Origin of the sequence: Pseudomonas sp. VS40 (assembly GCF_018587885.1) — a bacterium.
Classification (GTDB): Bacteria; Pseudomonadota; Gammaproteobacteria; order Pseudomonadales; family Pseudomonadaceae; genus Aquipseudomonas; species Aquipseudomonas pergaminensis.
The window spans coordinates 98,033-122,733 of record NZ_JAGYWD010000011.1 but is presented as its reverse complement, the minus strand read 5'-3'; the positions used below and the strand labels follow the sequence as shown (position 1 = coordinate 122,733).

General features: G+C 61.5%; 23 protein-coding genes. 7 read left to right on the top strand and 16 right to left on the bottom strand.

The genetic code is table 11. The features are described from left to right. Nucleotides 1-115 precede the first annotated feature (115 nt). Genes KHP07_RS26195 through KHP07_RS26185 form a run of 3 tightly spaced genes read left to right on the top strand, consistent with a single transcriptional unit; the run spans nucleotide 116 to nucleotide 2,677 of the window. A complete protein-coding gene (locus KHP07_RS26195; protein ID WP_078046363.1) occupies nucleotides 116-931 on the top strand; it encodes a MetQ/NlpA family ABC transporter substrate-binding protein in 816 nt (271 codons plus the stop codon). Beyond that, entirely contained in the window at nucleotides 928-2,043 is a 1,116-nt protein-coding gene (locus KHP07_RS26190) for a methionine ABC transporter ATP-binding protein (RefSeq protein ID WP_214498298.1), read from the top strand. Before KHP07_RS26195 ends, KHP07_RS26190 begins: the two co-directional genes overlap by 4 nt. Then, nucleotides 2,033-2,677, top strand: a complete 645-nt coding sequence (locus KHP07_RS26185) for a methionine ABC transporter permease (protein ID WP_016974994.1) — start codon at nucleotides 2,033-2,035, stop codon at nucleotides 2,675-2,677. Before KHP07_RS26190 ends, KHP07_RS26185 begins: the two co-directional genes overlap by 11 nt. A 2-nt stretch (nucleotides 2,678-2,679) precedes the next feature. Here the strand turns inward: KHP07_RS26185 and KHP07_RS26180 are convergent, their stop codons facing one another. Beyond that, entirely contained in the window at nucleotides 2,680-3,663 is a 984-nt protein-coding gene (locus KHP07_RS26180; protein WP_250883887.1) for a hypothetical protein, read from the bottom strand. A gap of 298 nt (nucleotides 3,664-3,961) precedes the next feature. Here KHP07_RS26180 and KHP07_RS26175 point away from each other — a divergent pair, with 298 nt between their 5' ends. Beyond that, nucleotides 3,962-4,588, top strand: a complete 627-nt coding sequence (locus KHP07_RS26175; RefSeq protein ID WP_214498297.1) for a class I SAM-dependent methyltransferase — start codon at nucleotides 3,962-3,964, stop codon at nucleotides 4,586-4,588. A gap of 167 nt (nucleotides 4,589-4,755) precedes the next feature. Here the strand turns inward: KHP07_RS26175 and KHP07_RS26170 are convergent, their stop codons facing one another. The 4 genes from KHP07_RS26170 to KHP07_RS26155 form a co-directional block, all read right to left on the bottom strand. Then, on the bottom strand, nucleotides 4,756-6,933 hold the full coding sequence (locus KHP07_RS26170) for a glycoside hydrolase (protein WP_214498296.1): 2,178 nt from the start codon (nucleotides 6,931-6,933) through the stop codon (nucleotides 4,756-4,758). Between the two features lie 175 nt (nucleotides 6,934-7,108). After that, a complete protein-coding gene (locus KHP07_RS26165) occupies nucleotides 7,109-10,174 on the bottom strand; it encodes an efflux RND transporter permease subunit (protein WP_099491443.1) in 3,066 nt (1,021 codons plus the stop codon). Continuing rightward, on the bottom strand, nucleotides 10,171-11,241 hold the full coding sequence (locus KHP07_RS26160; protein WP_214498295.1) for an efflux RND transporter periplasmic adaptor subunit: 1,071 nt from the start codon (nucleotides 11,239-11,241) through the stop codon (nucleotides 10,171-10,173). The genes KHP07_RS26165 and KHP07_RS26160 overlap by 4 nt, the downstream gene beginning before the upstream one ends. Beyond that, nucleotides 11,238-12,320, bottom strand: a complete 1,083-nt coding sequence (locus tag KHP07_RS26155) for an efflux RND transporter periplasmic adaptor subunit (protein ID WP_078046357.1) — start codon at nucleotides 12,318-12,320, stop codon at nucleotides 11,238-11,240. The genes KHP07_RS26160 and KHP07_RS26155 overlap by 4 nt, the downstream gene beginning before the upstream one ends. A 121-nt stretch (nucleotides 12,321-12,441) precedes the next feature. Here KHP07_RS26155 and KHP07_RS26150 point away from each other — a divergent pair, with 121 nt between their 5' ends. Beyond that, nucleotides 12,442-13,602, top strand: coding sequence for an AAA family ATPase (locus tag KHP07_RS26150; protein ID WP_214498294.1), 1,161 nt, complete (start codon nucleotides 12,442-12,444; stop codon nucleotides 13,600-13,602). A 134-nt stretch (nucleotides 13,603-13,736) separates the two neighbouring features. Here the strand turns inward: KHP07_RS26150 and KHP07_RS26145 are convergent, their stop codons facing one another. The 11 genes from KHP07_RS26145 to KHP07_RS26095 form a co-directional block, all read right to left on the bottom strand. Continuing rightward, a complete protein-coding gene (locus tag KHP07_RS26145) occupies nucleotides 13,737-14,585 on the bottom strand; it encodes a transporter substrate-binding domain-containing protein (protein ID WP_071493188.1) in 849 nt (282 codons plus the stop codon). Further along, nucleotides 14,582-15,358, bottom strand: a complete 777-nt coding sequence (locus tag KHP07_RS26140; protein ID WP_099491449.1) for an amino acid ABC transporter ATP-binding protein — start codon at nucleotides 15,356-15,358, stop codon at nucleotides 14,582-14,584. Before KHP07_RS26140 ends, KHP07_RS26145 begins: the two co-directional genes overlap by 4 nt. Then, nucleotides 15,355-16,014, bottom strand: a complete 660-nt coding sequence (locus KHP07_RS26135) for an amino acid ABC transporter permease (protein ID WP_016975004.1) — start codon at nucleotides 16,012-16,014, stop codon at nucleotides 15,355-15,357. Before KHP07_RS26135 ends, KHP07_RS26140 begins: the two co-directional genes overlap by 4 nt. Then, the gene (locus KHP07_RS26130) at nucleotides 15,995-16,660 is read right to left on the bottom strand and encodes an amino acid ABC transporter permease (RefSeq protein WP_078046355.1); all 666 of its coding nucleotides are present in this window, start codon (nucleotides 16,658-16,660) and stop codon (nucleotides 15,995-15,997) included. The genes KHP07_RS26135 and KHP07_RS26130 overlap by 20 nt, the downstream gene beginning before the upstream one ends. Before the next feature lie 493 nt (nucleotides 16,661-17,153). Next, nucleotides 17,154-17,936 (bottom strand): MetQ/NlpA family ABC transporter substrate-binding protein, encoded by a 783-nt coding sequence (locus KHP07_RS26125; RefSeq protein WP_028615272.1) that lies wholly within the window; start codon nucleotides 17,934-17,936, stop codon nucleotides 17,154-17,156. 127 nt (nucleotides 17,937-18,063) lie between these two features. Further along, on the bottom strand, nucleotides 18,064-18,990 hold the full coding sequence (locus tag KHP07_RS26120) for a sigma 54-interacting transcriptional regulator (RefSeq protein ID WP_078046354.1): 927 nt from the start codon (nucleotides 18,988-18,990) through the stop codon (nucleotides 18,064-18,066). Between the two features lie 50 nt (nucleotides 18,991-19,040). Further along, nucleotides 19,041-19,622 (bottom strand): alpha/beta hydrolase, encoded by a 582-nt coding sequence (locus KHP07_RS26115; protein ID WP_078046353.1) that lies wholly within the window; start codon nucleotides 19,620-19,622, stop codon nucleotides 19,041-19,043. Between the two features lie 173 nt (nucleotides 19,623-19,795). After that, the gene (locus KHP07_RS26110; RefSeq protein ID WP_010565408.1) at nucleotides 19,796-20,197 is read right to left on the bottom strand and encodes an ExbD/TolR family protein; all 402 of its coding nucleotides are present in this window, start codon (nucleotides 20,195-20,197) and stop codon (nucleotides 19,796-19,798) included. A gap of 1 nt (nucleotide 20,198) precedes the next feature. Further along, nucleotides 20,199-20,921, bottom strand: a complete 723-nt coding sequence (locus KHP07_RS26105) for a MotA/TolQ/ExbB proton channel family protein (RefSeq protein ID WP_099491561.1) — start codon at nucleotides 20,919-20,921, stop codon at nucleotides 20,199-20,201. A 51-nt stretch (nucleotides 20,922-20,972) separates the two neighbouring features. Next, on the bottom strand, nucleotides 20,973-21,788 hold the full coding sequence (locus KHP07_RS26100) for an energy transducer TonB (RefSeq protein ID WP_100491754.1): 816 nt from the start codon (nucleotides 21,786-21,788) through the stop codon (nucleotides 20,973-20,975). Nucleotides 21,789-22,028: 240 nt separating this feature from the next. After that, complete coding sequence (locus tag KHP07_RS26095; RefSeq protein ID WP_214498293.1) at nucleotides 22,029-22,880, bottom strand: LysR family transcriptional regulator; 852 nt, start codon at nucleotides 22,878-22,880, stop codon at nucleotides 22,029-22,031. A gap of 106 nt (nucleotides 22,881-22,986) precedes the next feature. On the opposite strand from KHP07_RS26095, the gene KHP07_RS26090 reads away from it, so the two are divergent. Both KHP07_RS26090 and KHP07_RS26085 read left to right on the top strand, forming a co-directional pair. Beyond that, complete coding sequence (locus KHP07_RS26090; protein ID WP_126569777.1) at nucleotides 22,987-23,448, top strand: nucleoside deaminase; 462 nt, start codon at nucleotides 22,987-22,989, stop codon at nucleotides 23,446-23,448. Beyond that, the gene (locus tag KHP07_RS26085) at nucleotides 23,435-24,604 is read left to right on the top strand and encodes a CynX/NimT family MFS transporter (protein WP_214498292.1); all 1,170 of its coding nucleotides are present in this window, start codon (nucleotides 23,435-23,437) and stop codon (nucleotides 24,602-24,604) included. The genes KHP07_RS26090 and KHP07_RS26085 overlap by 14 nt, the downstream gene beginning before the upstream one ends. The last annotated feature ends 97 nt before the right edge of the window (nucleotides 24,605-24,701 follow it).

The window sequence follows — 24,701 nt, the reverse complement described above, 5'->3', positions numbered from 1 at the left end:
GCGATGGCGGAGGATCAGCGAAAAAGAGTTGCCTGACAGACCGCCATCGCAGGCAAGCCGGCTCCCACCATTGACCGCATTGTTCTTACCAACACCTTATGACTGGAAATCGATCATGAAAAAAACACTGCTCTCCCACCCAGTCAAAGCACTGGCCCTGGCATTCGGACTGTTCAGCTCGGCGGTGTTCGCCGCTGATGCACCGTTGAAAATCGGCACCACTGCCGCCTTCGCTATTCCCCTGGAAGCCGCGGTGGCCGAAGCGGGCAAGCAAGGCCTGAAGGTCGAGTTGGTGGAGTTCACCGACTGGATCGCGCCCAACGTCAGCCTGGCTGCTGGCGATATCGACGTGAACTACTTCCAGCACATCCCGTTCCTGGAAAACGCCAAGGCCGCCGCCGGTTTTGACCTGGTGCCATACGCGCCGGGCATCATCAACAACGTCGGCCTGTATTCGAAAAAGTACAAGAGCATCAACGACCTGCCCGAAGGCGCCAGCGTGGCGATTGCCAACGACCCGATCAACAGCGGTCGCGGCCTGCAATTGCTGGCCAAGGCGGGCTTGATCACCCTCAAGCCGGGGGTGGGCTACAAGGCCACCGAAGAAGACATCGTCAGTAACCCGAAGAAGATCAAGATCCTGCAAGTCGAGGCCGTGCAACTGGTACGCGCCTATGACGACGCCGATCTGGTGCAGGGCTACCCGGCGTATATCCGCCTGTCCAAGACCTTCGATGCCGAGTCGGCACTGCTGTTCGACGGCCTCGACCACCCGGAGTACGTGATCCAGTTCGTGATCCAGCCCAAGAGCAAGACCGACCCGCGCGTAATCAAGTTCGTCGACATCTACCAGCATTCGCCTGTAGTCCGCGCTGCGTTGGATAAATCCCTGGGCAAGCTCTATCAGGTCGGCTGGGAAGATAAAAAATGACCGCCGCCCACTCTCAACTGCGCGACCTGGGCTTGCCGCCCAGGGACGCCGAGCAGACAGAACTGCACCCTGACCTGAACCGTGCCCACGTGCGCTTTATCAACCTGGGCAAGACCTACGACGGCACTGTGCACGCCTTGCAGGGCATCGACCTGGCGATCCAGCGCGGTGAAGTGTTCGGCATCATTGGTCGCAGCGGCGCCGGCAAGTCGTCGCTGATCCGCACCATCAACCGCCTGGAACAACCCAGCAGCGGGCGGGTGTTGATCGATCAGGTCGACATCGGTGACTTCGACGAAGACCACCTGGTGGCGCTACGTCGGCGCATCGGCATGATCTTCCAGCACTTCAACCTGATGTCAGCCAAGACGGTGTGGCAGAACGTCGAGTTGCCGCTGAAAGTGGCGGGCGTTCCCAAGGCCCAGCGCGAGCAGAAGGTGCGCGAGCTGCTGGAGCTGGTGGGGCTGCAAGACAAGCACACGTCCTACCCGGCGCAACTGTCCGGCGGGCAGAAACAGCGCGTGGGCATCGCTCGTTCGCTGGTACACGACCCACAGATTTTGCTGTGCGACGAGGCCACGTCGGCCCTCGACCCGGAGACCACCCAATCGATCCTCGGCCTGCTGCGCGAGATCAACCAGCGCCTGGGCCTGACCATCGTATTGATCACCCATGAAATGGCGGTGATCCGCGAAATCTGCGACCGCGTGGTGGTGCTGGAGCATGGGCGTGTCGTCGAGCAAGGCCCGGTGTGGCAAGTGTTCGGCAACCCGCAGCATGAGGTCAGCAAGACCCTGCTGGCACCGCTGCAACATGGGCTGCCGGACGAGTTGCAAAGCCGTTTGCAGGCCAAGCCGGCGACCGGCGACGCGGCGATAGTGCTGCGGCTGCAATTCACCGGCAGTGATTCCGACGAGCCGGACCTGGCCGCGCTGTTCAGCGCCCTCGGCGGTCGCGTGCGCTTGCTGCAAGGCGGCGTGGAACGCATCCAGGGGCATGCCCTCGGTCAACTGCTGCTGGCGGTGAATGGCTCGCCTCACACCGCAGAAGAACTGCGCAACCGCGCCGGCAATTGGGCACAACAGGTGGAGGTGCTGGGCTATGTGGTTTGATCGTTTAGTGCAGGGCGCCATCGACACCTTGTTGATGGTCGGCGTGTCATCGTTGATTGCGTTGCTGGTAGGCATCCCGCTGGCGGTGTTTTTGGTCACCAGCGACAAAGGCGGCATCTACCAGGCACCGGCGTTAAACCGCGTGCTGGGGGCGTTCGTCAATCTGTTCCGCTCGATTCCGTTCCTGATCCTGATGGTGGCGTTGATCCCGTTCACGCGGCTGATCGTTGGCACCACCTACGGCGTATGGGCCGCCGTGGTGCCGCTGACCATCGCCGCCACACCGTTTTTTGCGCGCATTGCCGAGGTGAGCCTGCGCGAGGTCGACCACGGCCTGATCGAAGCGGCACAAGCCATGGGCTGCCGCCGGTGGCACATCATCTGGCACGTGCTGTTGCCGGAAGCGCTGCCGGGGATTGTCGGCGGGTTCACCATCACCCTGGTGACCATGATCAACTCGTCGGCCATGGCCGGCGCGATTGGCGCGGGCGGCCTGGGCGACATTGCCTACCGCTACGGCTACCAGCGTTTTGATACGCAGATCATGCTCACCGTGATTGTGCTGCTGGTGATCCTCGTGGCGGTGATTCAGTTGGGCGGTGATCGCCTGGCTCGGGTGTTGAACAAACGCTGAAATCAGGGGCATTCATCCAGCTGGGCAACGCTGGAGTGGGGGACGAAGGTGATGGTTTTTTCCTTGGCCTGCCATGGGCGAACACTGTAGCTCCCGTCCGAATCCGCCAGCACGCGCAGCTTGATGCTGCCCTCAGGTTTCTTGGCGTCGACCAGCATGCCGGGAACCTTGGCCCCCTCTGACCAGGTCATGACGGTACACATACGCCCTCCCGACGCGGAGGCTTGCAGCGGCAGGCCTCCCAACTTTGCGCCCGTCACAGGGATAAGCCCCAGCACGACCAAAAGCCCAAGGGCGGCCAAGGATGCCAGCGCCACCGGGTTTTTATGATCGTTCATGCACGCCACAAGGCACGCCCCAAGCCCCTGAATCAGAAATAGCACCACTATTTCAGCCAACATGACAGGCGCAAACAGCACGACACTGTCGGAGTATTCGCCGAACGCGCGCGAGACAGGCACGGTGACCATCAGAACAATCAGCATCTGAATGACGCCGGCACTGGCACTCGCGATCCAGAACTCCACGGAAAGCTCGCGCCGCGCGATATTGGCCGGCCGGGCACGAATGATGATGCAGGTATAGGCCAGTACCGTCACAGCGATCGCCACTACCCAGCAAACAGTCTGAAGCGGTCCGCTTTCTGCGTTCGCGGACAGGTACACCGCCGATAACCAGAACACCGCCAGCACCACGAGACTGGCAGCCCAATGCATCAACAATCGACGATGTTGAGCCGTCGTCTCAGGCGATTGCCGACTGAGATTGAGTTGATCACTGAGCCGCGCGCCCGTGGCATTCATGCGCAGGAACAAGATGAATGTAGGCATCAGGATCGACGCCCCCATCATGCCGATGACAAATACCAACATGGCGAACATCGCCGGCAACGCCGTGAACGCAGCTGCCGACAAAATACTCAGCGGCACCTTTTCCACTTGGATGTATTGGTACAGATAAAGCCCGGCCACAGACAAAATGCCCACGGTCAAAGGCCATGCGCGCTCGTTGAGCCATAACAGTCCATTACTCAAGACATTGGATTATCGATCCATTTTCTTTTGCTGAATGACGTTATCAGTCGGGGGTGGAGATGCCTGATCCATGGGTATACAACGCCTCTTCAAGTAAGACGCGAATGGTACCTAGAATCCTGCGGTCAGTAAGTCGGATGCTTACGCTGAATAGGCACTGAATTGCCCTACACAGGGCATACGTCTTTCAACTGAATCAGACGATGGCCTGAGGTATAGTCCAATGACCTCAGCCCAAGTGCGCCCTGCCATGAAACTTGCACCCCACGACCTCGACCAGATCACGTCCATCACCCTCGGCCACTACAACAAGGTGGCCGAGGACTTCCGTGAGGGCACCCGCGACCACGACGTGAGCCAGAACATCGCCGCGCTGCTGCGGCATATCCAGGGTACGGCGCCGTTCACAGTGCTGGATTTCGGCTGCGGCCCGGGGCGCGACTTGCAGACCTTTACCCGCATGGGCCATATCGCCGTGGGGCTGGACGGCTCGGAGCGGTTCGCGCAGATGGCGCGGGAAGACAGTGGCTGTGAAGTGATGCAGCAGGACTTCCTGAAGCTGGACCTGCCTGCCGAACGCTTCGACGGCATTTTTGCCAATGCGGTGCTGTTTCATATTCCCAAACAGGAACTTCCCCGTGTGCTCAAGCAGATGCAAGGCGCATTGAAGCCGGGCGGCGTCCTATTCAGCTCCAACCCCCGGGGTGAAAACCAGGAAGGCTGGAATGGACCTCGGTATGGGTCGTATCACGACCTGGAGGCCTGGCAGGCGCTGCTGACGCAGGCAGGATTTGTAGAGCTGGAGCATTACTATCGCCCCGCAGGCTTGCCTCGAGAGCAGCAACCTTGGTTGGCCAGTGTGTGGCGCAAGCTTTAGCCGCCGTTACCTGAATAACGGATATGTACACCGCACCGCCGCCTTCGCAGGCAAGCCAGCGCCCACAGTTTTGGATCGCGGGGTTACAGTTGGAGAGCAGTCGTCTGCCAGGCCGCTGGCGGGAGTACGCTCCCTGGCCACAGGTCGAGCGCCGTACCCGACGATTGCTATTTCACTTGATACACCAAAGCGCGCCCCCCCACATCAAGCACCGTCAGGCTATACCCCGCATACCCTTGTTTCTCCGCTGAAGAAAAATTCGCCACCAACCGCGTCCCATCGGCAAAGGTGGTTTCCTGCACCTGCCTATCCGCCGTCAACCAACGAAACCCCGTCATCGCCTGGGTGGCCAACCGTTGATGCAATGGCCGAAAAACCCGGTCCTGACGCTGTATCAACGGCAGCCGCTGCTTGAGCGTCGATGCACTCAAGTGATACAGCGGCGGCACGTTGTAGAGCAACTGCGTCAACTCGTTCTCAGCCTGCACATTGCTCAGCTTCAAGCTGTCGAACAGCCAGTGATGCGTGGTGATCACCGAGCCGTGGAACACCGCCTGGTACAGCGGCAGGCGCAGGGTCGGATCGAAATACACCGTACGATACGGCTCCTTCAACGGCACCGACTTGAAGAACAGGGCGGGTTGCTCCGGCGGATACCAATTACCTACGTAATAAGGCGATTGCTTGTCTTGGGCCATCGCGTGATCCCCCCAGCCAATCACGGGCGTCTGCATGCCATGGGCGAACAGAATGCCTTCGGCGGTGATCGCGTTGCCGTCTTCGGAACCGGCGGGCAACTTGAGCGCGGTATTGAGCCAGCGCGAAGCGTCGATGTTGCCTTCGGCGTTCTGTGCCTGGGTCATCCGGGCGTCGTCACGGTAGCTGTCGAACACCATGCTGGTGGCGTAGGCATCGAGGAACCAGGCGTTGAAGCCCGCCTTGGCCTGGATAGCCTTTACACGAGCCTCCAGCAGAGGCCGCACACAACGTGGGTCGGTGTAGTGGCCGGACTGCTGGAAACCGGTTTTCAGCTTGCCGTCCTTCAGCACAATCGCGCACTCGCGGTACGCCCTGCCGCCCAGGTGAGCGGTGGTCCAATCCGGGTTTTCCGTAGCGGACAACGCGGTTTCATAGGAGTCGTAAGGGGCTATCAAGAAGCCCGCGTCGACCCCGGCCCGGATCGCCTCGGGGTGCCAGAGGCCGCCTTCCCAGCCTTCGCCCAGGGTCAGCAGCAAGCGCGGCAGGCCTGAGCTGCGCAGTGACTGGATCACCTGGCTGCCCCAATGCGCAGGGGTATCGCTGAGGGCCCCGGCAAAGTCCACGGCCAGTTCGCTACGCAGCTCTCCATAGCGCGCGGCGAGCCGGGTCATGTCGGGTTCTTCTACCTGCCAGCTCTGCCGAGCCTTTTTGTTGATCGCGGCGTTCAGGCCCCGGAGCACGACCGTCTGCTCATAGCGATTCAAGGCGGCACCCTGCGCCAGGAGCTTGGCGGACTCCTTGTCCAACAAGCCCTGGAGTGCATGACCGCGCAAGCGTTTGAGCAACAGCGGCCAATCGCGCACATCCTCGGGGGCCAGCAAGTCATTGCCCCACAAGTAGACATGACTGGCGCCCAGCAGCTTCTCGGCCTCGGGCGTCTTTCGCAGTTTGTCAGCCAACGTTTCATAACGGCCCTGCGCCACCAACCATTGGCGGTAGCGCTTGGCGCCGGCCAACGGATCGGCATCCCCCAGGTGCAACAGCAGGGTCATGGGTGTGGCCGGGTCGAGGGCCGTGAATTCATGGGCCACTGACAGTGCCATACCTGCCTGCCAGTGCAGGCGATTGTTGTACGGGTTGGTCAGCAACCAGTTCAAGGTGAAGCGCCCGTGGTCCAGCCCCCACAGGGGCAAGCTGAGGTCCTGGGTCGTGTTTAAATCACCTTGTTCCAGCAGGAAACCCTTCCACTCTGCATTGCCGGTGGGCACGTAATGCCCCTCGGCCAACGGCCACATCAGCCCCTGGCCCAGGGCACTCGCCGGTTGCATGAGGATCGGCAGCTCACCCGCTTCCCGCGCCGTGATAGAGAGCAGCAGGTCGCGTTGGTCAAGGCTGGCGCTCACCCGAAAGGCGCCGTCATCCCATTGCCAGCTCGCTTGCTGATGGTGGTGTTCAAGTTGGCTGACGGTACGGGCCACGACGCCGCTGGACGCTTGCACCGTCGGTTGGCCGTTGGGCGTAACGCGGAGGGCCAGGGTTGCCGGGTCGAGTTCGACCCGCCACAGGGCGTTTTCCAGAACGGTGGCGAACGTCAGCGGCGAGAGGAACAGACCGCAGAGCAACAAAACAGAACGCAGGTAGCGCATAGGACTGGACCCGAACGAAGTGAAGTCGGGAGGGTAGACCACTCTATGACTGGCGGGGGCAACGCGTATCACCTCCGGACGTTTCCCACGGTACAAAAGGTCAATGAGCATCAAGCTGTGGGAGCGAGCTTGCTGTGGCGAGAGCACCTGAACACCACAGCAAGCCTCCACATTTCTAACTGCGTTTTTCCTGCTGCTCCTGCTTGGGCTCGCGGATTTTGTACCAGGCCACGTAGAGCGCCGGCAGGAACAACAGCGTTAACAAGGTGGCGATGATGATCCCGCCGATCATCGCGTACGCCATCGGCCCCCAGAACACTTCGCGGGCGATGGGAATCATGCCAAGGCTCGCAGCAGCGGCCGTCAGCAGGATCGGCCGGCGCCGATGCTCGGTGGCTTCCACCACCGCATCCCACGGCGAATAGCCGGCCACTTCATATTCATGAATCTGCGTCACCAGGATCACCGAGTTACGGATGATGATGCCGATCAACGCCAGAATACCCAGGATCGCCACAAAGCCCATGGGCGTGCCCGTGGGGATCAGCGCCAGCACCACGCCAATCAAGCCGAGCGGCGCCACACTGGCCACCAGGAACATCTTCTGCACGCTGTGCAGCTGAATCATCAGGAAGGTCGCCATCAGGAACAGCATCAGTGGCACCACGCTGGCAATCGGGCCCTGGGCCTTGCCGCTTTCCTCCACGGTGCCGCCAGTGGCGACCTTGTAGCCCACCGGCAGGCCGGCGCTGAACTTGTCGATCTCAGGCTTGAGTTGCTTGACCAGGTCGGTGGGTTGCATCTCGTCGCGCACCGACGCCTTGATGGTGATGGTCGGCTTGCGGTCGCGACGCCACACCAGCGGCTGTTCCAATTCATAGCGCACGGTGGCGAAGGCCAGCAGCGGGATGGAAGTACCGTTGGGCGTGACAATCTGCAGGTTCTGCAAGGTTTCCGGCGTACCCCGCTCGGCGTCTTCGGCGCGGCCGACCACGTTGATCAGGTAGATATCGTCGTGTACCTGCGTGACCGAGGCACCGCTGACTACGCTGTTCATCAACTGCGCGACGTCTTCCGACGACAGCCCCAGTTGCCGCGCCTTGTCCTGCGCAATGTCGATGCGCAGCACTTTGCCCGGCTCGTTCCAGTCGTAGATGATCTCGCCCAAGTGGGTGTTCTTATCCAGCAGGGTCGCCAGTTCGATGGCGTGTTTGCGCACCTGGTCGGTGTCTTTGCCCGACACGCGATACTGAATCGGCCTACCCACCGGCGGGCCCATCTCCAGCGGCTGCACGTAGCTGCCGATACCCACGAAGTCATCGCGCAGGCGCTTTTGCAAACGCGCGATCAACTCGCCACGTTCTTCCAGGCCCTTGCTCACGATCACCAACTGCGCGTAGTAGGGGTTTTCCAGTTGCTGGTCGAGCGGCAGGTAGAACCGGATCGCGCCCTGGCCGATGTAGGTGCTCCAGCGCGCGATGTCCGGGTCGTCCTTGATGATCGCTTCCAGGCGGTCGACGGCTTTGCGGGTCTCGTTGATCGAGGCGTTTTGCGGCAGGTTCAGGTCGACGAGAATTTCCGGGCGGTCCGACGACGGAAAGAACTGGTTCTGCACGAACTGCATGGAAAACACCGACGCCACAAACAGTGCCACGGTGATGCCGATTGCCCACCAGCGGTTGCGCATGGCCCACAGCATGCCGCCATTGAAGGCGCGGCCGACCCGCCCTGGCTCAGCGCTGTGGGGTTTGACGTTGGCGCTGAGGATATGCACGCCGATCACCGGCGCAAACAGCACCGCCACCACCCAAGACACCAGCATCGCTACGGCAATCACCGCAAACAGGGTGAAGGTGTATTCGCCCGCCGAACTGGCGTTGAGGCCGATCGGCACAAAACCCGCCACGGTCACCAGCGTACCGGTGAGCATCGGGAAGGCCGTGGAGGTATAGGCGTAGGTCGCTGCCTGTTCCTTGGTTTCGCCTTTTTCCAGGCGCGTGATCATCATCTCGACGGTGATCATCGCGTCGTCCACCAACAGGCCGAGCGCAATGATCAGCGCGCCCAGCGACACCCGTTGCATGGTGATGCCGCTGTATTCCATGAACACGAACACCAGCGCCAGCACCAACGGAATCGAGCATGCCACCACCAGCCCGGCGCGCATGCCGAGGCTGATAAAGCTCACCACCAGCACGATGATCACCGCTTCAAACAGCGCACTGGTAAAGCCGCCGACGGCCTCCTCCACCACCTCCGCCTGGTCGGACACCTTATGCACACCGACGCCCACCGGCAGGTCGGCGGTCAGCTCGTCCATGCGCGTGTGCAAGGCCTTGCCGAACGACTGGATATTGCCGCCCTTCTGCATGGCAATCGCCAAGCCGATCGCCGGCTTGCCGTTGAACCGGAACATCGGGCGCGCCGGGTCCACGTAGCCACGGCTGATCTCGGCAATGTCCGCCAGCCGATAGAACCGGTCGTTGAGCCGCAGATTGACGTTGGCCAAGTCCTTCTCCGAGGCGAACTGCCCCGACGTGCGCACCGAAATGCGCTCCGGCCCGGCCTCGATCACACCGGCCGGAGTCACCGCGTTCTGCGATTGCAGGCTTTGCACGACCTGGCGTTGATCAATGCCCAGGGCGGCCAGTTTGCGCGTGGAGAAATTCAGGTAAATCACTTCGTCCTGTTGGCCGATCATCTCGACCTTGCCCAACCCCGGCACCGAACGGATCTCGGCGCGCACCTGCTCCACGTAGTCGCGCAACTGGCGCATCGACAGGCCGTCGCCGGTAAAGGCGTACACCGAGCCGAACACATCACCGAACTCGTCGTTGAACGACGGACCCTGGAGGCCCTGGGGGAAAGTGCCACGAATATCGTCGATCTTCTTGCGTACCTGGTACCAGATCTCCGGGATGGCCTTGGCGCTGGTGGTGTCCTTGAGGAACACGAACACCGTGGATTCACCCGGCCGCGTGTAGCTTTTCACGTAGTCGAGGGAGTCCAGCTCTTCGAGTTTTTTCTCGATGCGGTCGGTGACCTGCTTGAGCGTTTCTTCCTGGGTCGCACCCGGCCAGCGGGTCTGGATCACCATGGTCTTGATGGTGAACGAAGGGTCTTCCTCGCGGCCCAGGTTCATGTAGGAGAACACGCCCATCAGCAGCGCGACGAACATCAGGTACCAGACGAAGGACTGATGCTTGAGGGCCCAGTCGGATAAGTTGAAGCTCCCTTTCATCGCGGGCTGTCCTCGTCGATTTTGACTTTTTGCCCGGGTTTCAGGCTGTTCACGCCGGCGGTGACGATGCGTTCGCCGGGTTTGACGCCACCACTGAGCACGGCGCTGCGGGCGTCACGGCTGATCACGCTGACGTCGCGCGGTTGCACGGTCTGGTTCTGGGTATCGAGCAGCCAGATCCGGGTCTTGCCGTCGACCTCCTGCAAGGCGCTCAGGGGCAGTTCGATGCGAGGCGCGATGGCGGTGCTCAAGGTCACGCTGATCGCCGTGCCCAGGCGGAACGCGGGCGGCGTTTCGGCCAGGGTCAGGCGTGCTCGGCGAGTGCGCGTGGCGCTTTGGGCCTGGGGTTCGATCTCGCGCACGATGGCGGTGGTGTGCACGCTGGGGTCGAGCTGCCCGGCGACCAGGAACACCACGTCTGGCGGCAGGCGCTCGGCAAGGCCGGCCGGCAGATCGATCACCGCTTCCTTGATATCCGGGCGGGCCAGGGTCACCACTTGCTGGCCGGCGCTGACCACCTGGCCGGCCTCGGCATTCCAGGCGGTGACGATGCCCGCGTGGTCGGTGCGCAGTTCGGCGTAGTTGAGTTGGTCCTTGGCTTGATTGACCGAGGCCTGGGCCTGGTCGAGGGACGCCTGGGTGGTCTTCAGGTCGGTCTGGGCAATATCCAGCTGAGCCTGGGCGCCAACGCCACGGTTGAACAGCTCCTGTTGGCGGCGGGCGTTGGCCTGGGCGTTGATGTATTGCGCTTGCACGCGGGCCAGGTCGCCCTGGGCCGAGCGCAATTGGTTCTGCTGGTCGGTGGGATCGAGAACGGCGAGTAAGGCGCCCTTCTCCACCTCGGCGCCCACGTCCACGGCGCGCCGGGCAATGCGGCCTGGCACACGGAAACCCAGGTTGCTTTCATAGCGGGCCTGGATGGTGCCGGCGAAGCGGCCAAGGTTTTCCTGGTCCTCGGACGTCACTTCCATGGACAGCACCGGGCGCACAGGCTCGGGCGGCGGTTCTTCCTTGGAGCAGGCCACCAGCAACAGGCTGGCGGCGAGTATCCCCGTCAGGCGCTTCATGGTTGGGCTCCTTGCTGGGCGATCTCGACCAGCATGCCGGGGTGCAGCAATTGCCCGCCGGCCACCACGACTTTTTCGCCGCCCTTGAGGCCGTCGCCAATGATGACTTTGCCGGTGAGGTAGCGCGCCACGGTGACTTTGTGCAGCTGCGCCTTGCCGTCGCCGTCGATCAACCACACGGCGGGCTCGCTGAGATCTTTGGTTAGCGCAGCCCAAGGTAATTCGATACTGGCCTTGGCCGGGCCGTTGGCCGTAGCGCTCACTACAGAACCCAACTCCATGCCCTTGGGCAACGCTTGCAGGGCGATTTTCACCTGCACGGTGCCCGTGTTGGCCGCCACGGCAGGCGTGACTTCACGCACTTTGCCCTGGACCTTGATGCTCGGGTTATCCAGCAGGCTGACGGTGATCGGCGCGTCCGGCGGCGGCTCCACCAGCAGCGACTCATAGACGTTGAACACCGCATCGCGCTCGCCATCCCGCGCCAGGCTGAAGATCGGCACGGTGGCCTGCACTACCTGGCCGACTTCTGCCTGGCGCGCGGTAATCACTCCCGGCGCTTCAGCGATCAGCGCGGTATAGCCGAGCTGTTCGCGGGCATTGGCCAGTTGGGCCTGGGCGGCGGCGAGAGCACTCTGGCTGCTGCGCAACGCGGCCTGGGCGGAATCGTATTCGCTGCGGCTGGTGTAGCCCTTGGGCAAGAGTTTTTCCTGGCGCACGAAGGCGGCGGCCGTCTGTTTGACCCGCGCCTGCTCGGCCACGACCTGGGCCTGGGCGGAATCGACGTTGGTCTGCAAGTCTTTGGGATCGAGCTTGGCCAGCACTTGCTTGGCGGTCACACGGTCGCCCACGTCCACCATGCGCTGGATGATCTTGCCGCCCACACGGAAGGACAGATCGGTTTGCACACGGGCCTGGATATCGCCGGTCAACGTGACTGCTGCGGCAAAATCCGCCGGCTGCACGGTCTGTACAAACACCCGTGAATGCTGCTTCGGTTCGGCATTGTCCTCGCTACAGCCGCTCAAAAGCGCCAGTAGGCCAAGGCCTAGAATAAAGGTGGAAATACGACCGCCCATGCAGGCTCCTTTTGCGTGATGCCGACTTGCCAGTGTGTATGCGACTGTGAGCTTAGTTGAGGGTTCCTTATCTGCATGGAGGCTCCCATACTCCAATGGTTCCCACGCCGACTGAATGCCCATGCTCAAGACCCTCGCGGTGGCCAATTACCGCTCGATCAATAAATTGGTAGTGCCCCTGGACCGACTCAACCTGGTCACCGGCCCCAATGGCAGCGGCAAGTCCAACTTGTACCGCGCCCTGCGCCTGCTGGCGGAAACCGCCCAGGGTGGGGTGATCAATGCGCTGGCCCGTGAGGGTGGGCTGGATTCGACCTTCTGGGCCGGGCCGGAGACCATTAGCCGGCGCATGCGCAGCGGTGAGGTGCCGGTCGAGCCCATCGTGCGTCAGGGCGTCAAACGCTTGCGCCTGGGCTTTGCCGGGGAAGATTTCAGCTACGCCATTTCCCTGGGGCTGCCGGAAAAAACGCTGTCCTATTTCTCGCTGGACCCGGAAGTGAAGAAGGAATGCATCTGGGCCGGCCCTATCTACCGCCCGGCCAGCCTGCTGGTGCAGCGTTCCGGGCCGATGGTGCGGGCGCGTGAGGGCCGCGCCTGGGATGTGCTGGCCCAGCACACGCCGAACTACCACAGCCTGTTTGATCAGGTTGGCAGCCTGCGCGGTTCGCCGGAGGTGTTGCTGCTGCGCGAAAGCATCCGTGGCTGGCGCTTTTATGATCACTTTCGCAGCGATGTCGACGCGCCGGTCCGCCAACCTCAACTGGGCACACGTACGCCAGTGCTACATCACGACGGGCGCGACCTGGCGGCGGCGTTGCAGACCATTCGTGAAATCGGCGATCCCGAGGCATTGCAGCGCGCAGTCAGCGACGCTTTCCCCGGCGCACGCTTGAATATCCAACCGTTGCAGGGTGGGCGCTTTACGATTGAGTTTTATCAGGAGGGCTTGCTGCGGCCGCTGTCGGCGGCGGAGTTGTCGGACGGCACCTTGCGTTACCTGCTACTGATCGCGGCGCTGCTCACACCTCGGCCGCCGACCATGATGGTGCTGAACGAGCCAGAGACCAGTTTGCACCCGGACCTGCTACCGGCATTGGCGCGCTTGATCATCCAGGCGTCCCAGCACTGCCAGGTGTGGGTGGTGTCCCATGCCAGCCGCCTGATTGCGGCATTGCAGCAGGATGAGGGCTGCAATTCGATTGTGCTGGAAAAGGTGTTGGGGGAGACGCGGATCGTCGGGCAGGGAATATTGGATGCACCCGCCTGGCATTGGCCGGAATAGGCGGTTGCTGTGCCGGCCTCATCGGGGGCAAGCCCCCTCCCACACTGGGTTGGGTTCACAAATTTTGATGTGTGAATACCGTCAAATGTGGGAGGGGGCTTGCCCCCGATGAGGCCAGAACAATCAATCAACAATCAGCCCTGCCACTTCCCGCCTTCAACAATCACACTCTCCGGCTTGGTGTCATCGCTCAGCTCTTTACGCACATACTGGTCGTACAGCTTGAGCAGGAATTTCTCCTCGCCCAACTTGGCCAGCTCGGCATTCACCCAGTCGCGCAGTTCGATGTTGCCCTTCTTCACCGCGGGTGCAATCGGCGCTTCATCACCCAGCTTTTCTTCCAGCACACGGTAGCCCGGGTTCTGCTTGGCCCAGCTGAACAGCACAAGGTTGTCCTGGGCATAGGCATCACCACGGCCGGCAGACAACGCCTGCAACGACTCGGAGTTTTTCTCGAACTTGAGCAGTTTCCAGTCCGGGTGGTTCTTGGTCAGCCAGATATCGGCGGTGGTGCCGGTAGTGACGATGGTGGTGCGGGTGGCCAGGTCATCCAGGCTTTTCACCGCGCTGTCGTTGGGTACCAGGGCCTGTACCGCAACTTTCAAGTTGGGGTTTGTAAAGTCCACCGCTTCCTTGCGCTCCGGGGTCACGGTCATGTTGGCGAGGATCAAATCGACCTTGTCGCTCTGCAGGAACGGAATACGGCTGGCCGGCTCGACGGCAACAAACTCGACCTTGTTTTCATCGCCCAGCAGGTCTTTGGCGAATTGGCGACCGATGTCGGTATCGAAGCCTACGTAACGGCCAGCTTCGTTCACAAAACCAAACGGCGGTTTGTCGGTGAAGACACCGACGATCAGTTTGTCACGGGCCTTGATCTTATCGATGTAACTGACAGCGGCAGGTTTTACAGGCTCTTCGGCCTTTTTATCGCAGCCGGCCAGCAGAGCGACGGCAAACAGTGGCAGCAGTAACTTTTTCATATCAGCTCCAGTTCCTTGGTTTTCTTGGGCAGTGTTGAAACAAAGGAGAACTTCTCCAGGAACTGCTGCGCGCGTGCGGTTTGCGGGTTCGTAAAGAATGCCTCGGGGGTGTTTTGTTCGAGGATGCGACCGGCCTCCATGAACACCACGCGGTCGGCGACGGCGCGGGCGAAGGCCATTTCGTGGGTAACGATCAGCAAGGTCATGCCATCGCGGGCCAGGCCCTGGATCACTTCCAGCACTTCCTTGACCATCTCCGGGTCGAGGGCGGCGGTGACTTCGTCAAACAGCATGACCTGGGGGTTCATGCACAGTGAACGGACGATGGCGATGCGTTGCTGCTGGCCACCGGATAGCTGACGCGGGAAGGCGTCGCGTTTGTCGGCAAGGCCTACACGGTCGAGCAGTTTTTCTGCCTGTTCACGGGCTTCGCGGGGGTCGCGTTTTTGTACCTTCAAGGGGCCGAGCAGAATGTTGTCGAGCACGCTCATATGCGGGAACAAGTGGTAGCTCTGGAACACCATGCCCACGTCCTGGCGTACCTGGCGCCAGTCGGTGCTTTTGTCCAGAAGCTGCTTGCCGGCGAAACGCAGGCTGCCGCTGTGCGCGACTTCGAGCCCATTGAGGCAACGCAGCAAGGTGCTTTTGCCGCAGCCGCTGGGGCCGAGGATCACCACCACTTCGCCACTTTGCACACTCAGGTCGATGCCCTTGAGCACCTGCTGGTCGCCAAAGAATTTGTTGAAACCCTGGAACTCGATCAATGCGCTCATGCTTGGGCCCAGCGCCGTTCCAGCACCTTGGAGGCGGCCGACAACGGGTAGCAGATAAAGAAGAAAAACAGGAACAGCACGCCGTAGATCAGCACTGATTCATAGGTGCGTTCGATGATTTGCTGGCCAACCTTGATCACATCCACCACGCCGATCAGCACCGCCAGGGAGCTGGTCTTGATGATGCGCGTGTAGACGTTGATGGTCGGCGGCGTCATGCGTTTCAGAGCTTGGGGCAGCAGCACGTAGCCGTAGAGCTGCGGGTCCGAGAGACCAATCGACAACCCCGCTTCACGTTGCCCGCGTGGCAGCGAATGCAAGGCACCGCGCACCACTTCACCCACCTCGCTGGCGCCCCACAGTGACAGCACCAGCACCGCACACCAGAAACTCGGAATGCTCAGGCCGAAGAAAATCGGCAGCCCGAAAAACAGCAGGTACAACCACACCAACACCGGGATCGCGCGGAACAGCTCCAGGTACACCCGCAGCACCGCGTTGATCAACCGGTTGTTCAAAGTGCGCAGCACGCCATACAACACGCCGCCGATGGTGCTGAACGCGATGCTCAAGAACGAGATCGACAGGGTCTGCGCAGCGCCCTTGCCCAGTTGCGGCAACGACACCCACAGCAACTCAAGACCCGAACTGGCCATGCTGGAGCCTCCTTTCCAGGCGGCTGAGCAGCAGCGACAGTGGCAGGAACAGCAGCACGCAAATCAGCGTCAGCACGGCGAGCATTTCGTAGGTCTTGTAGTAGAGGGCGATGTAGCTCTTGGTGGTGTAGAGAATCTCTGGCACCGCCACGGCGGAGACGACGGTGGTCTCCTTGAGCAGGAAGATGAAGTTGGCGAACAGCGCCGGCAGGCTGAGGATGCCGGCCTGGGGCAGGATCACATGGCGCAGCAGCTGCCAGTCGGACAAGCCGATGGACTTGCCCGACTCGATCTGCGCCAGCGGCACTGCTTCCACACCCGCGCGCAGCACCTCAGTGAGGTAAGCGCCGCCAAGGAAGGTCATGGTGATGATCGCCGCCCAGAACCCGGAGATATTGAAACCCAGGGCCGGCAGCGCGAAGTACACGAAGAACAGCTGGATCAACAGCGGTGTGTTGCGCGCCAGCTCCACATAGAGCGCCACCAGGCGCGACAGGTACGGCGTGCGAAACACCAGCATCGCCGCGTTGATCAGCGCCACCAGTAACGAGGTGGCAATGGCGATCAGGCCGACTTGCAGCGTCACGCCCACGGCTTTCAGAAACGCCGGGAGCGTGCTGAGGATAAAAGCGAAATCGAAGGTCATTTCCAGTCCATGACGCCGCAAGGGTAATGCAGCGAGCGCAATCCGATCCGGCATGGGTAACGCCGGGTAGCGCGAACTTTAAAGGTATAAAAAAGAAAATTTAAATACCTAAATAGCATATTGATATCACCCAAAAAGATAACCGCCGGATTCGCGGGTTTGACGGGTGACAGCTATGGTTGGAGGGTCTGAGATTCGAGGGATCGAACCATGAAAGAAGTGAAACCGATTGATCCGCAGGAGCTGGTGAAATGGTTGGTGGCGCTGCGGCGGGCTATCAACAGCCGCGCTCTCTAAAATACACCGCCGACAAAGGTGGGAGCTGGCTTGCCTGCGATAGCGGTGGATCAGCCAGCACGCCATTAGCTGACAAACCGCCATCGCAGGCAAGCCAGCTCCCACAGTTTTAACCGCATTCCAATGCCGAGCATAAAAAAACGCCGACGCTGTAACAGCCGTCGGCGTTCAAACCTTGAAGGGGGTTTTGTCTACATCAGAACGCAGGCACTACCGCGCCGTTGTACTTTTTCTCGATGAAGGCTTTGACTTCCGGGCTGGTCAGGGCCTTGGACAGTTTCTGGATAGCGTCGCTGTCCTTGTTGTCCGGGCGAGCCACCAGGAAGTTCACGTACGGCGACTTGGCGTCTTCGATGATCAGCGCGTCTTTGGCTGGGTTCAGGCCAGCTTCCAGGGCGTAGTTGGTGTTGATCAGGTCCAGGTCCACCTGGTCCAGCACGCGTGGCAGCAAGGCAGATTCCAGCTCCTTGAATTTCAGATGCTTGGGGTTGTCCTTGATGTCTTTTGGCGTGGCCAGGGCGTTGGTCGGGTCTTTCAGGGTGATCACACCGGCTTTCTGCAGCAGCAACAGGGCGCGGCCGCTGTTGGAGCCTTCGTTTGGAATGGCCACGGTGGCGCCATCTTTGAGCTCGGAAATGTTCTTGATCTTTTTCGAGTAACCGCCGAAGGGTTCAACGTGCACACCGACTACGGTGACCAGGTTGGTGCCCTTGCCCTTGTTGAAGTTTTCCAGGTACGGCAGGGTCTGGAAGTAGTTGGCGTCCAGGCGCTTCTCGGCCACCTGCACGTTAGGTTGTACATAGTCGGTGAAGACTTTGATTTCCAGGTCCACGCCTTCTTTGGCGAGGGTTGGCTTGACCAGTTCGAGGATCTCGGCGTGCGGGATCGGCGTGGCGGCCACCACCAGTTTTTCGTTGGCCTGGGCGAAGCTTGCAGTCAGGGCAGCCGCCAGTGCGGTAAACAACAGAACCTTTTTCATGCAGTGTCCTTATCGAAATTCCGGGGCGTCTCTGACGACCGTTTTTTATGAGGTGTGCCAGCGAAGTGCTATCGCGGCGTGGAAGGGACAATACCTAGATTTTTTATTCCCGAACAATATCTTTTATTCACGTTGATATTCCATTTTGTTCATGTAGGAATTTACGCAGAGTTTCCTGCTCGGCGGGGCTGGCACGCTGGAAAATACGCTGCACCTGTTCCAATGGCGAACCAGCGACCGGCAGGTTCAAATGCTCGGGCAGGATCTCGTCGCCGCTGCTCACCAGCAACGCGAAGTGAATGACGTTTTCCAGCTCACGAGTATTGCCCGGCCAGCTGTGGTGTTCCAGCACACGCTGCGCGGCATCGCTGATCAGCGGCACCGGCAGGTCCAGACGCTGGCTGTAGATACCCAGGAAGTACTCGGCCAGGGACAGGATGTCACCCACGCGTTCGCGCAGTGCTGGCAAGTCCAGCCGCCCTTCGCTCAAGTAGTGAAACAAGCGCTCATGGAACTTGCCGGCTGCCACGGCCTGGGCCAGGTCGATGCTGGTGGCGGCGACCAGGCGCACATCCACTGGGCTGGGCTGATGGGCGCCGACGCGAGTGACTTCGTGGTTTTCCAGCGCGGCCAACAGCTTCACCTGGATCGGCAGCGGCAGGTCGCCAATCTCATCCAGGTACAAGGTGCCGCCATTCGCCGAACCGAACCACCCTGCCCGGCTGCTGGCCGCGCCACTGTGGGCACCGGCGGCATAACCGAATAATTCCGCATCGGCATAGGTCGGGCTGATGGCGCCGCAATTGACCGAGACAAACAGGCCTGTGCGGTCGCTGCCACGGTGGATGTGCCGCGCCAGCAACTCTTTACCACTACCGGTTTCGCCACGAATCAATACGGGCAAGGCGCGCGGCGCAAGGCTCTCGAGGTCTTCGCGCAATTGGCGCGAACGGGGATCGACAAACACCAGCGCCTTGGCGCGGATGCTCAGCGGGCTTTTTTCCGCGTCGGGAAAGGTCAGCAAAGGCTGGCCGTAGGTTTCATGCAGACTCATGGCAGGCTCCCGCCCCAAATCCACTTAAGGGACGGGGCGTTGAAAAATGTTCAGGCAGTGCGCCGGGCGTGGTGCTCAAGGCGACTTTGCAGGCGGTACAGGTAAGCAAATCCCTGCTCCCAGCGTTGGTGGCCAGACTTCACATTGATATGCCCGGCGCCGGACAGAATGCCGGCTTCGGCACCCCAGTTGCGCGCCAGCTCCAAGGCCCGAGGGGCGCTGACGGCACTGTCGTTGTCGGAGCTGACCACCTGGCTCGGAAACGGCAGCAGGTCGGTTGGAATGGGGGCGAAATTACGCAAGGCCGGCGCGCAAGCGGGACGTTCGACATCAGCCGGCGCCACCAGCAACGCACCGCGTACCTGACGCAAAAACCGCACCGGTGCAGTGGCCGCCCAGTGCGCCACGGTGATGCAGCCCAGGCTATGGGCGATCAGGATCACCGGCGTGCTGTCGGCCGCAATGGCCTCGGCCAGCGCGGCGACCCAGTCTTCGCGACGCGGGGTCAGCCAGTCGGCCTGCTCCACGCGGGCGCTATTGGGCAGGCTGTTCTGCCAGTGACTTTGCCAATGATCTTCTGGCGATCCTTGCCAGCCCGGCACGATCAGATAACGAATCGACTCGCTGTGCATGGGTGTGCCCTCCTGCAGCGTTTAACGTTGCTGAACAGTATAGGGACGGGTTTTATATTCGTTAAGGAATAAGAAGCTATTTATTAATAACCAAAAATACATATGGGTTTTACACAAAAAAAAGGCCGCACCCTGCCAAGGAGACGGCCAAAAAATTGTCGAGGCATTTGCAACTAACGTGCGGTAATCACCGACAACTTGGTGATGCCCGCGCGCTCGATAGACGCCATGGCTCGCGCCACTTCGCCGTAGTTCACGCCATCGTCAGCCTGCAGTTGCACCCGCACATCGGGGTCCTTGGCCTTGGCCGCCTGCAGGTTGAACTCCAGCAGGTCCGGCTGGATTTCGTCCTTGTTGATAAACAGCTTGCCGGCGCCGTCGATGCTCACCACCAGCGGGTCTTTCTGCTCCACCGGCGCGACCGCCTCAGTCTTGGGTAGGTTGATCGGGATCGCGTTGGTCAAAAGCGGCGCGGTGACGATAAACACCACCAGCAGCACCAGCATCACGTCTACCAGCGGTGTGACGTTGATCTCGCTCAGTACCTCATCGCTGTCTTGCGTGGAAAAGGCCATCTCAGGACGCCTCCTTCACTTTTTGCGGGTTACTGGCAGTGGTTTTGTTCAGGGTCGGGTGCAGCAGCACACGGAAGGAATTTTTCTGCGCCAGGCTGTAGAAGTCGTGGGCAAAGTCGTCCAGGTCCGCAGCCGTCAGCTTCAGGCGACGCAGGAAATAGTTGTAGACCAGCACCGCAGGCACCGCGACGGCGATACCCACACCGGTGGCGACCAAAGCCGCGCCAATCGGGCCTGCCACGGTTTCAAGGCTGGCGGAACCGGCGGCGCTGATGCCCTTGAGCGCTTCCATGATTCCCCACACGGTGCCGAACAGGCCGATAAACGGCGAGGTGCTGCCGATACTGGCAACCACCGCCAGGCCGGTCTCCAGGGAGCGGCGCTCACGCACGATTTGCTGACGCAGGGCGCGCTCGAGGCGGTCCTGGTGGTTAATCGCCTGGCTCAGGTCCGCCGCGTGCGGGGTTTCACCCACCTGGATCGCGGCATAACCGGCCTGGGCGACGCGAGCAGCGGCGCCCGGCTGGGTTTCAGCCAGCTCGGCGGCCGAGTCGAGACTCGACGCCGCCCAGAACTGTTTATGGAACTTGCGATCCTGGGCCTTGAGGCGACCGAACTGCACGCCCTTGAGCAAGGCCAGGCCCCAGGTGGCGACCGAAAAAACCACCAGCAGCCAGATCACCGCGCTTTCGATGGATTCAAGTGGAGATGCTAATGCCATGATGTCTTCCCTCTGTGCAGGTCGCGGCGTGTGCAACACACCGCAGCCGAATAGTTAGTGAATCTTGAAATCGATCGGGACGCTGACCCAGCCGTCCTGGGCCACATCGCCCTGCTTGGCCGGCACGAAGCTCCAACGCTTCACGGCGGTCAGTGCGGCGTCATCGAGTTGCTGGCGACCGCTGCTTTTCTGGACCTGGATTTCGCCCGGCTTGCCACTGGCCAGGACATGCACCCGCAACAACACCGTGCCTTCCCAACCGCGACGCTGGGCCAGTGACGGGTACTCCGGCGCCGGGTTCTTCAGGTACGCGGCGTTGGCCGAAGCAGGCGTTACCGGCGCCGGCGCAGGCGGAGCAACGGGCGCGGGGGCCGGTGGTGCTGGCGTGGGTGGCGCAGGCGGTTGCTCAACCGGCTTCGGTGCAGGCTTGGGCTCAGGCTTTGGAACCGGCTTCGGCTTGGGCTTTGGAATCGGTTTGGGTGGGGCTGGCTTAGCGGCCAACTCATCCACGACCGGCGGCGGTGGCTCGACCACAGGTGGCGGCGGCGGCGGCACAGGCGGCGGCGGTTCCACCACCGGCGGCGCCGGCTGCGAAAATTCGATGGTCATCGGTGGGATTTCCGGCGGCACAATCGGCAGAACCGGCGTCGGCTTCTGGCTCACCCAGTAAATCACCGCTCCGTGCAAGGCCAGCACCAGCAAACCGAGCAGGATCCCTTCGCGACGGCTGGAGAACCGCTTTGGGGTTTGCTGCGTTCGCAGTTGCCCCAACGGCGCGCGGTGCGGCCGGCCAAGGTCGACCAACTCACCGCTCGGTGCCTGGCGCCATTGCGCCTCGTGTGCACTGGCGGCGGTCTGGACATTGCCCATTGATTCACTCCCTACGGTTTTGAAACAAAAAAACCGACAGGCCTGCATGGGAGGCCGTCGAGGGCTGAATCATCGGGTCCAGACGCTTATCTCTTAAAGTAATCTTTAAAGTTATACATAGATCTAAATTGAATAAATGAAGCATCCTGAAATGGCAAACCCACGTCCTGCGTGGCCTGGCGCCGAGGCACCACTTTTGAATGCCTTTCAGGCATAAAAAATATTCAGTAAAGGCATGGGTCAAGCAGGGCTGTTTGCGCACAAATCGAGCAATTGCCGTTGCAGGCTCTGCCCCGCCGCGCCCAAGCCAGTGCGGCCGTACAACGCCAACCGCACGCCTTGGACCTTCGGCAAACCGCTGTCCGGACCCAGCACGACATGCCCATCCTGCACGACTCGACGGGGCAACAAACTGACACCCAGCCCCGCCGCCACCGCGGAACACACACTGGCCAGGCTCGCGCTGGAGTAACCAATGCGCCAGCGCCAGCCGCCCACTTCCAGGTGTTGCAGCATTTCATTGCGATACAGGCCGCCCACCGGAAATGCCACCAACGGCAATGGGTCGCGTCCCAGCGACGGCGTGCTGCGGCTGTCGACCCAGCACAACGGCTCCGGCCACGAGGCCTGGCAGTCATCGCTGTCACCCATCTGCTTGACCAACAATACGTCGAACTCACCGCTGCGGTACTGGCGCTGCAACTCGGGACCAAGGCCGCTGGTGACTTCCAGGCGCACCCGGGGATAGGCCTGCACAAACGACGAAAGCAGCGGCATCAGGCGCTCGGCGGCAAAGTCCTCCGGCACACCGAGGCGCAGCACACCGTCACTTTGCTGGTTGATCAACACATCGGCGGCTTCTTCATGCAGCGCGAGGATGCGCCGCGCATAGGCCAGCAGGCGCTCGCCCTCAGCGGTCGCCACCACCCGGCGCTGATCGCGGTCCAGCAACTGGCACGCTACCGCGTCTTCAAGGCGACGGATCTGCTGGCTGACGGTGGACTGGGTCAGGTGCAGGCGCTCGGCGGCGCGGGTGAAATTGCCGCAATCCACCACGGCGACAAAACTGCGCAACAACACAGGATCGAACATGACGCTCACCATTCCATTTGCCACTGGTTGGCATGGTTATATTTAATTTCAGAATACCTCGGCGGCTGCCCATACTTCACCCTCCATCCTGCCCAGAGGGGTTCCCATGACCGACGATCACCCGCACCTGCAACGCGCCATCCGACTGGCCCAGGCCAACGTCGCCAGCGGTGGCCGGCCCTTTGGCGCCGTGTTGACGCGCAACGGCGAAGTGCTGGTGGAGGCCGTGAATGAAATCCACTTGACCCAAGACCCCACCGCCCACGCCGAACTGCTGGCGATCCGCGCAGCAAGCCAGCAGCTCGGCGCGCGCCTGGACGGCTGTGTGATCTATGCCAGCGGCCAGCCCTGCCCCATGTGCCTGAGCGCCATGTACCTGTGCGGTGTGGAGCGAGTGGTGTTTGCCGCCAGCAATGCCATGGCCGAGCCGTTTGGCTTGTCGACGGCGGCGATCGGGCAACAAGTGGGCTTGCCGGTGAGCGAACAGCGCTTGCCGATCCAGCACCTGCCCGACGCCGCCATGACAGCCCTGTATCGCGAATGGAAAACCCTGCATGCCCCAGAATAAGTCCCTCGCTGGCTGGGGCCTGCTGGTGGTCCTGGGCTTGAACCTGCGCCCCATCCTCAGCTCCATCAGCCCGCTGCTCGGCGAGATCCGCCAGGCCACCGGCCTCAGTTTCCAGAGCAGCGCCCTGCTCACCAGTTTGCCGGTGGTGTGCATGGGCCTGGTGGCGCTGGTAGGCGTGCGCGTGGAAGCGCAACTGGGTGAGCGACGCGGCATCGCCCTGGGCCTGGTGATGATCCTGTTGGCGTGCCTGGCCCGCTGGCTGATGGGCCAGGGGTCGACATTGCTGGTGACGGCATTGCTTGGCGGTGCCGGCGTGGCGCTGATCCAGGCGTTGGTGCCGGCGATGATCAAGCGTGAATTCCATCACCGCGTGCCGGTGGCGATGGGCGTGTATTCCGCGTCATTGATGGCCGGCGGCGGCCTGGCGGCGCTGCTCAGCCCGGTGGCGGCCAGCCACTTCCAGCAATGGCAGGCCGGGCTCGGCGTGTGGCTGTTGCCGGCGTTGGCGGCGTTGCTGCTGTGGGCCTGGTTGCCGCTGGGCGCAGCCAAAAACCTCCAGGTGGCGCCTGCCTTCCAGGGCCTGCGCAATCGCCGCGCCTGGCTGCTGGCGCTGTACTTCGGCCTGGTCAATTGCGGCTACATGAGCATGGTGGCGTGGCTGCCGGCTTACTATCAGCAACTGGGTTGGGGCGTGCTGCCCAGTGGTTCGTTGCTGGCCTTCATGACGATCTTTCAGGTCATCGCCGCGCTATTGATGCCGGTGCTGGCACAACGCGGAGTCGACCGCCGGCCATTGCTGTGGATCAGCCTGCTGGCCCAGACCATTGGCTACCTCGGCCTATTGATCGCGCCGTTGCAGTTTCCCCACCTGTGGGTGGCGCTGTGCGGCTTCGGCCTGGGCGCGTGTTTTGCCCTAAGCCTGTTATTGACCCTCGACCACCACCGCGACCCGCGCCAAGCCGGGCAACTGGCGGCGTTCGTTCAAGGCGTGGGCTTTTTGATCAATGCAATTTCGCCATGGCTGACCGGTTGGCTGCGTGAACTCACCGGCAGTTTTGTCAGCGCCTGGGTGGTGCTGACGGTGACAGCGGTGGCGATGCTGGTGGTGACCCGGGTATTCAGCCCCTCCACCTACCGCACGGCGCCGGCTCTATAGATATGCATTTAAGATCTAGATAAAACAAACATGCTTCATTGACGGAATAAGCACCACCCTTAAAATCCCGGTTCCCCTACAGGATGCCGGGCACACC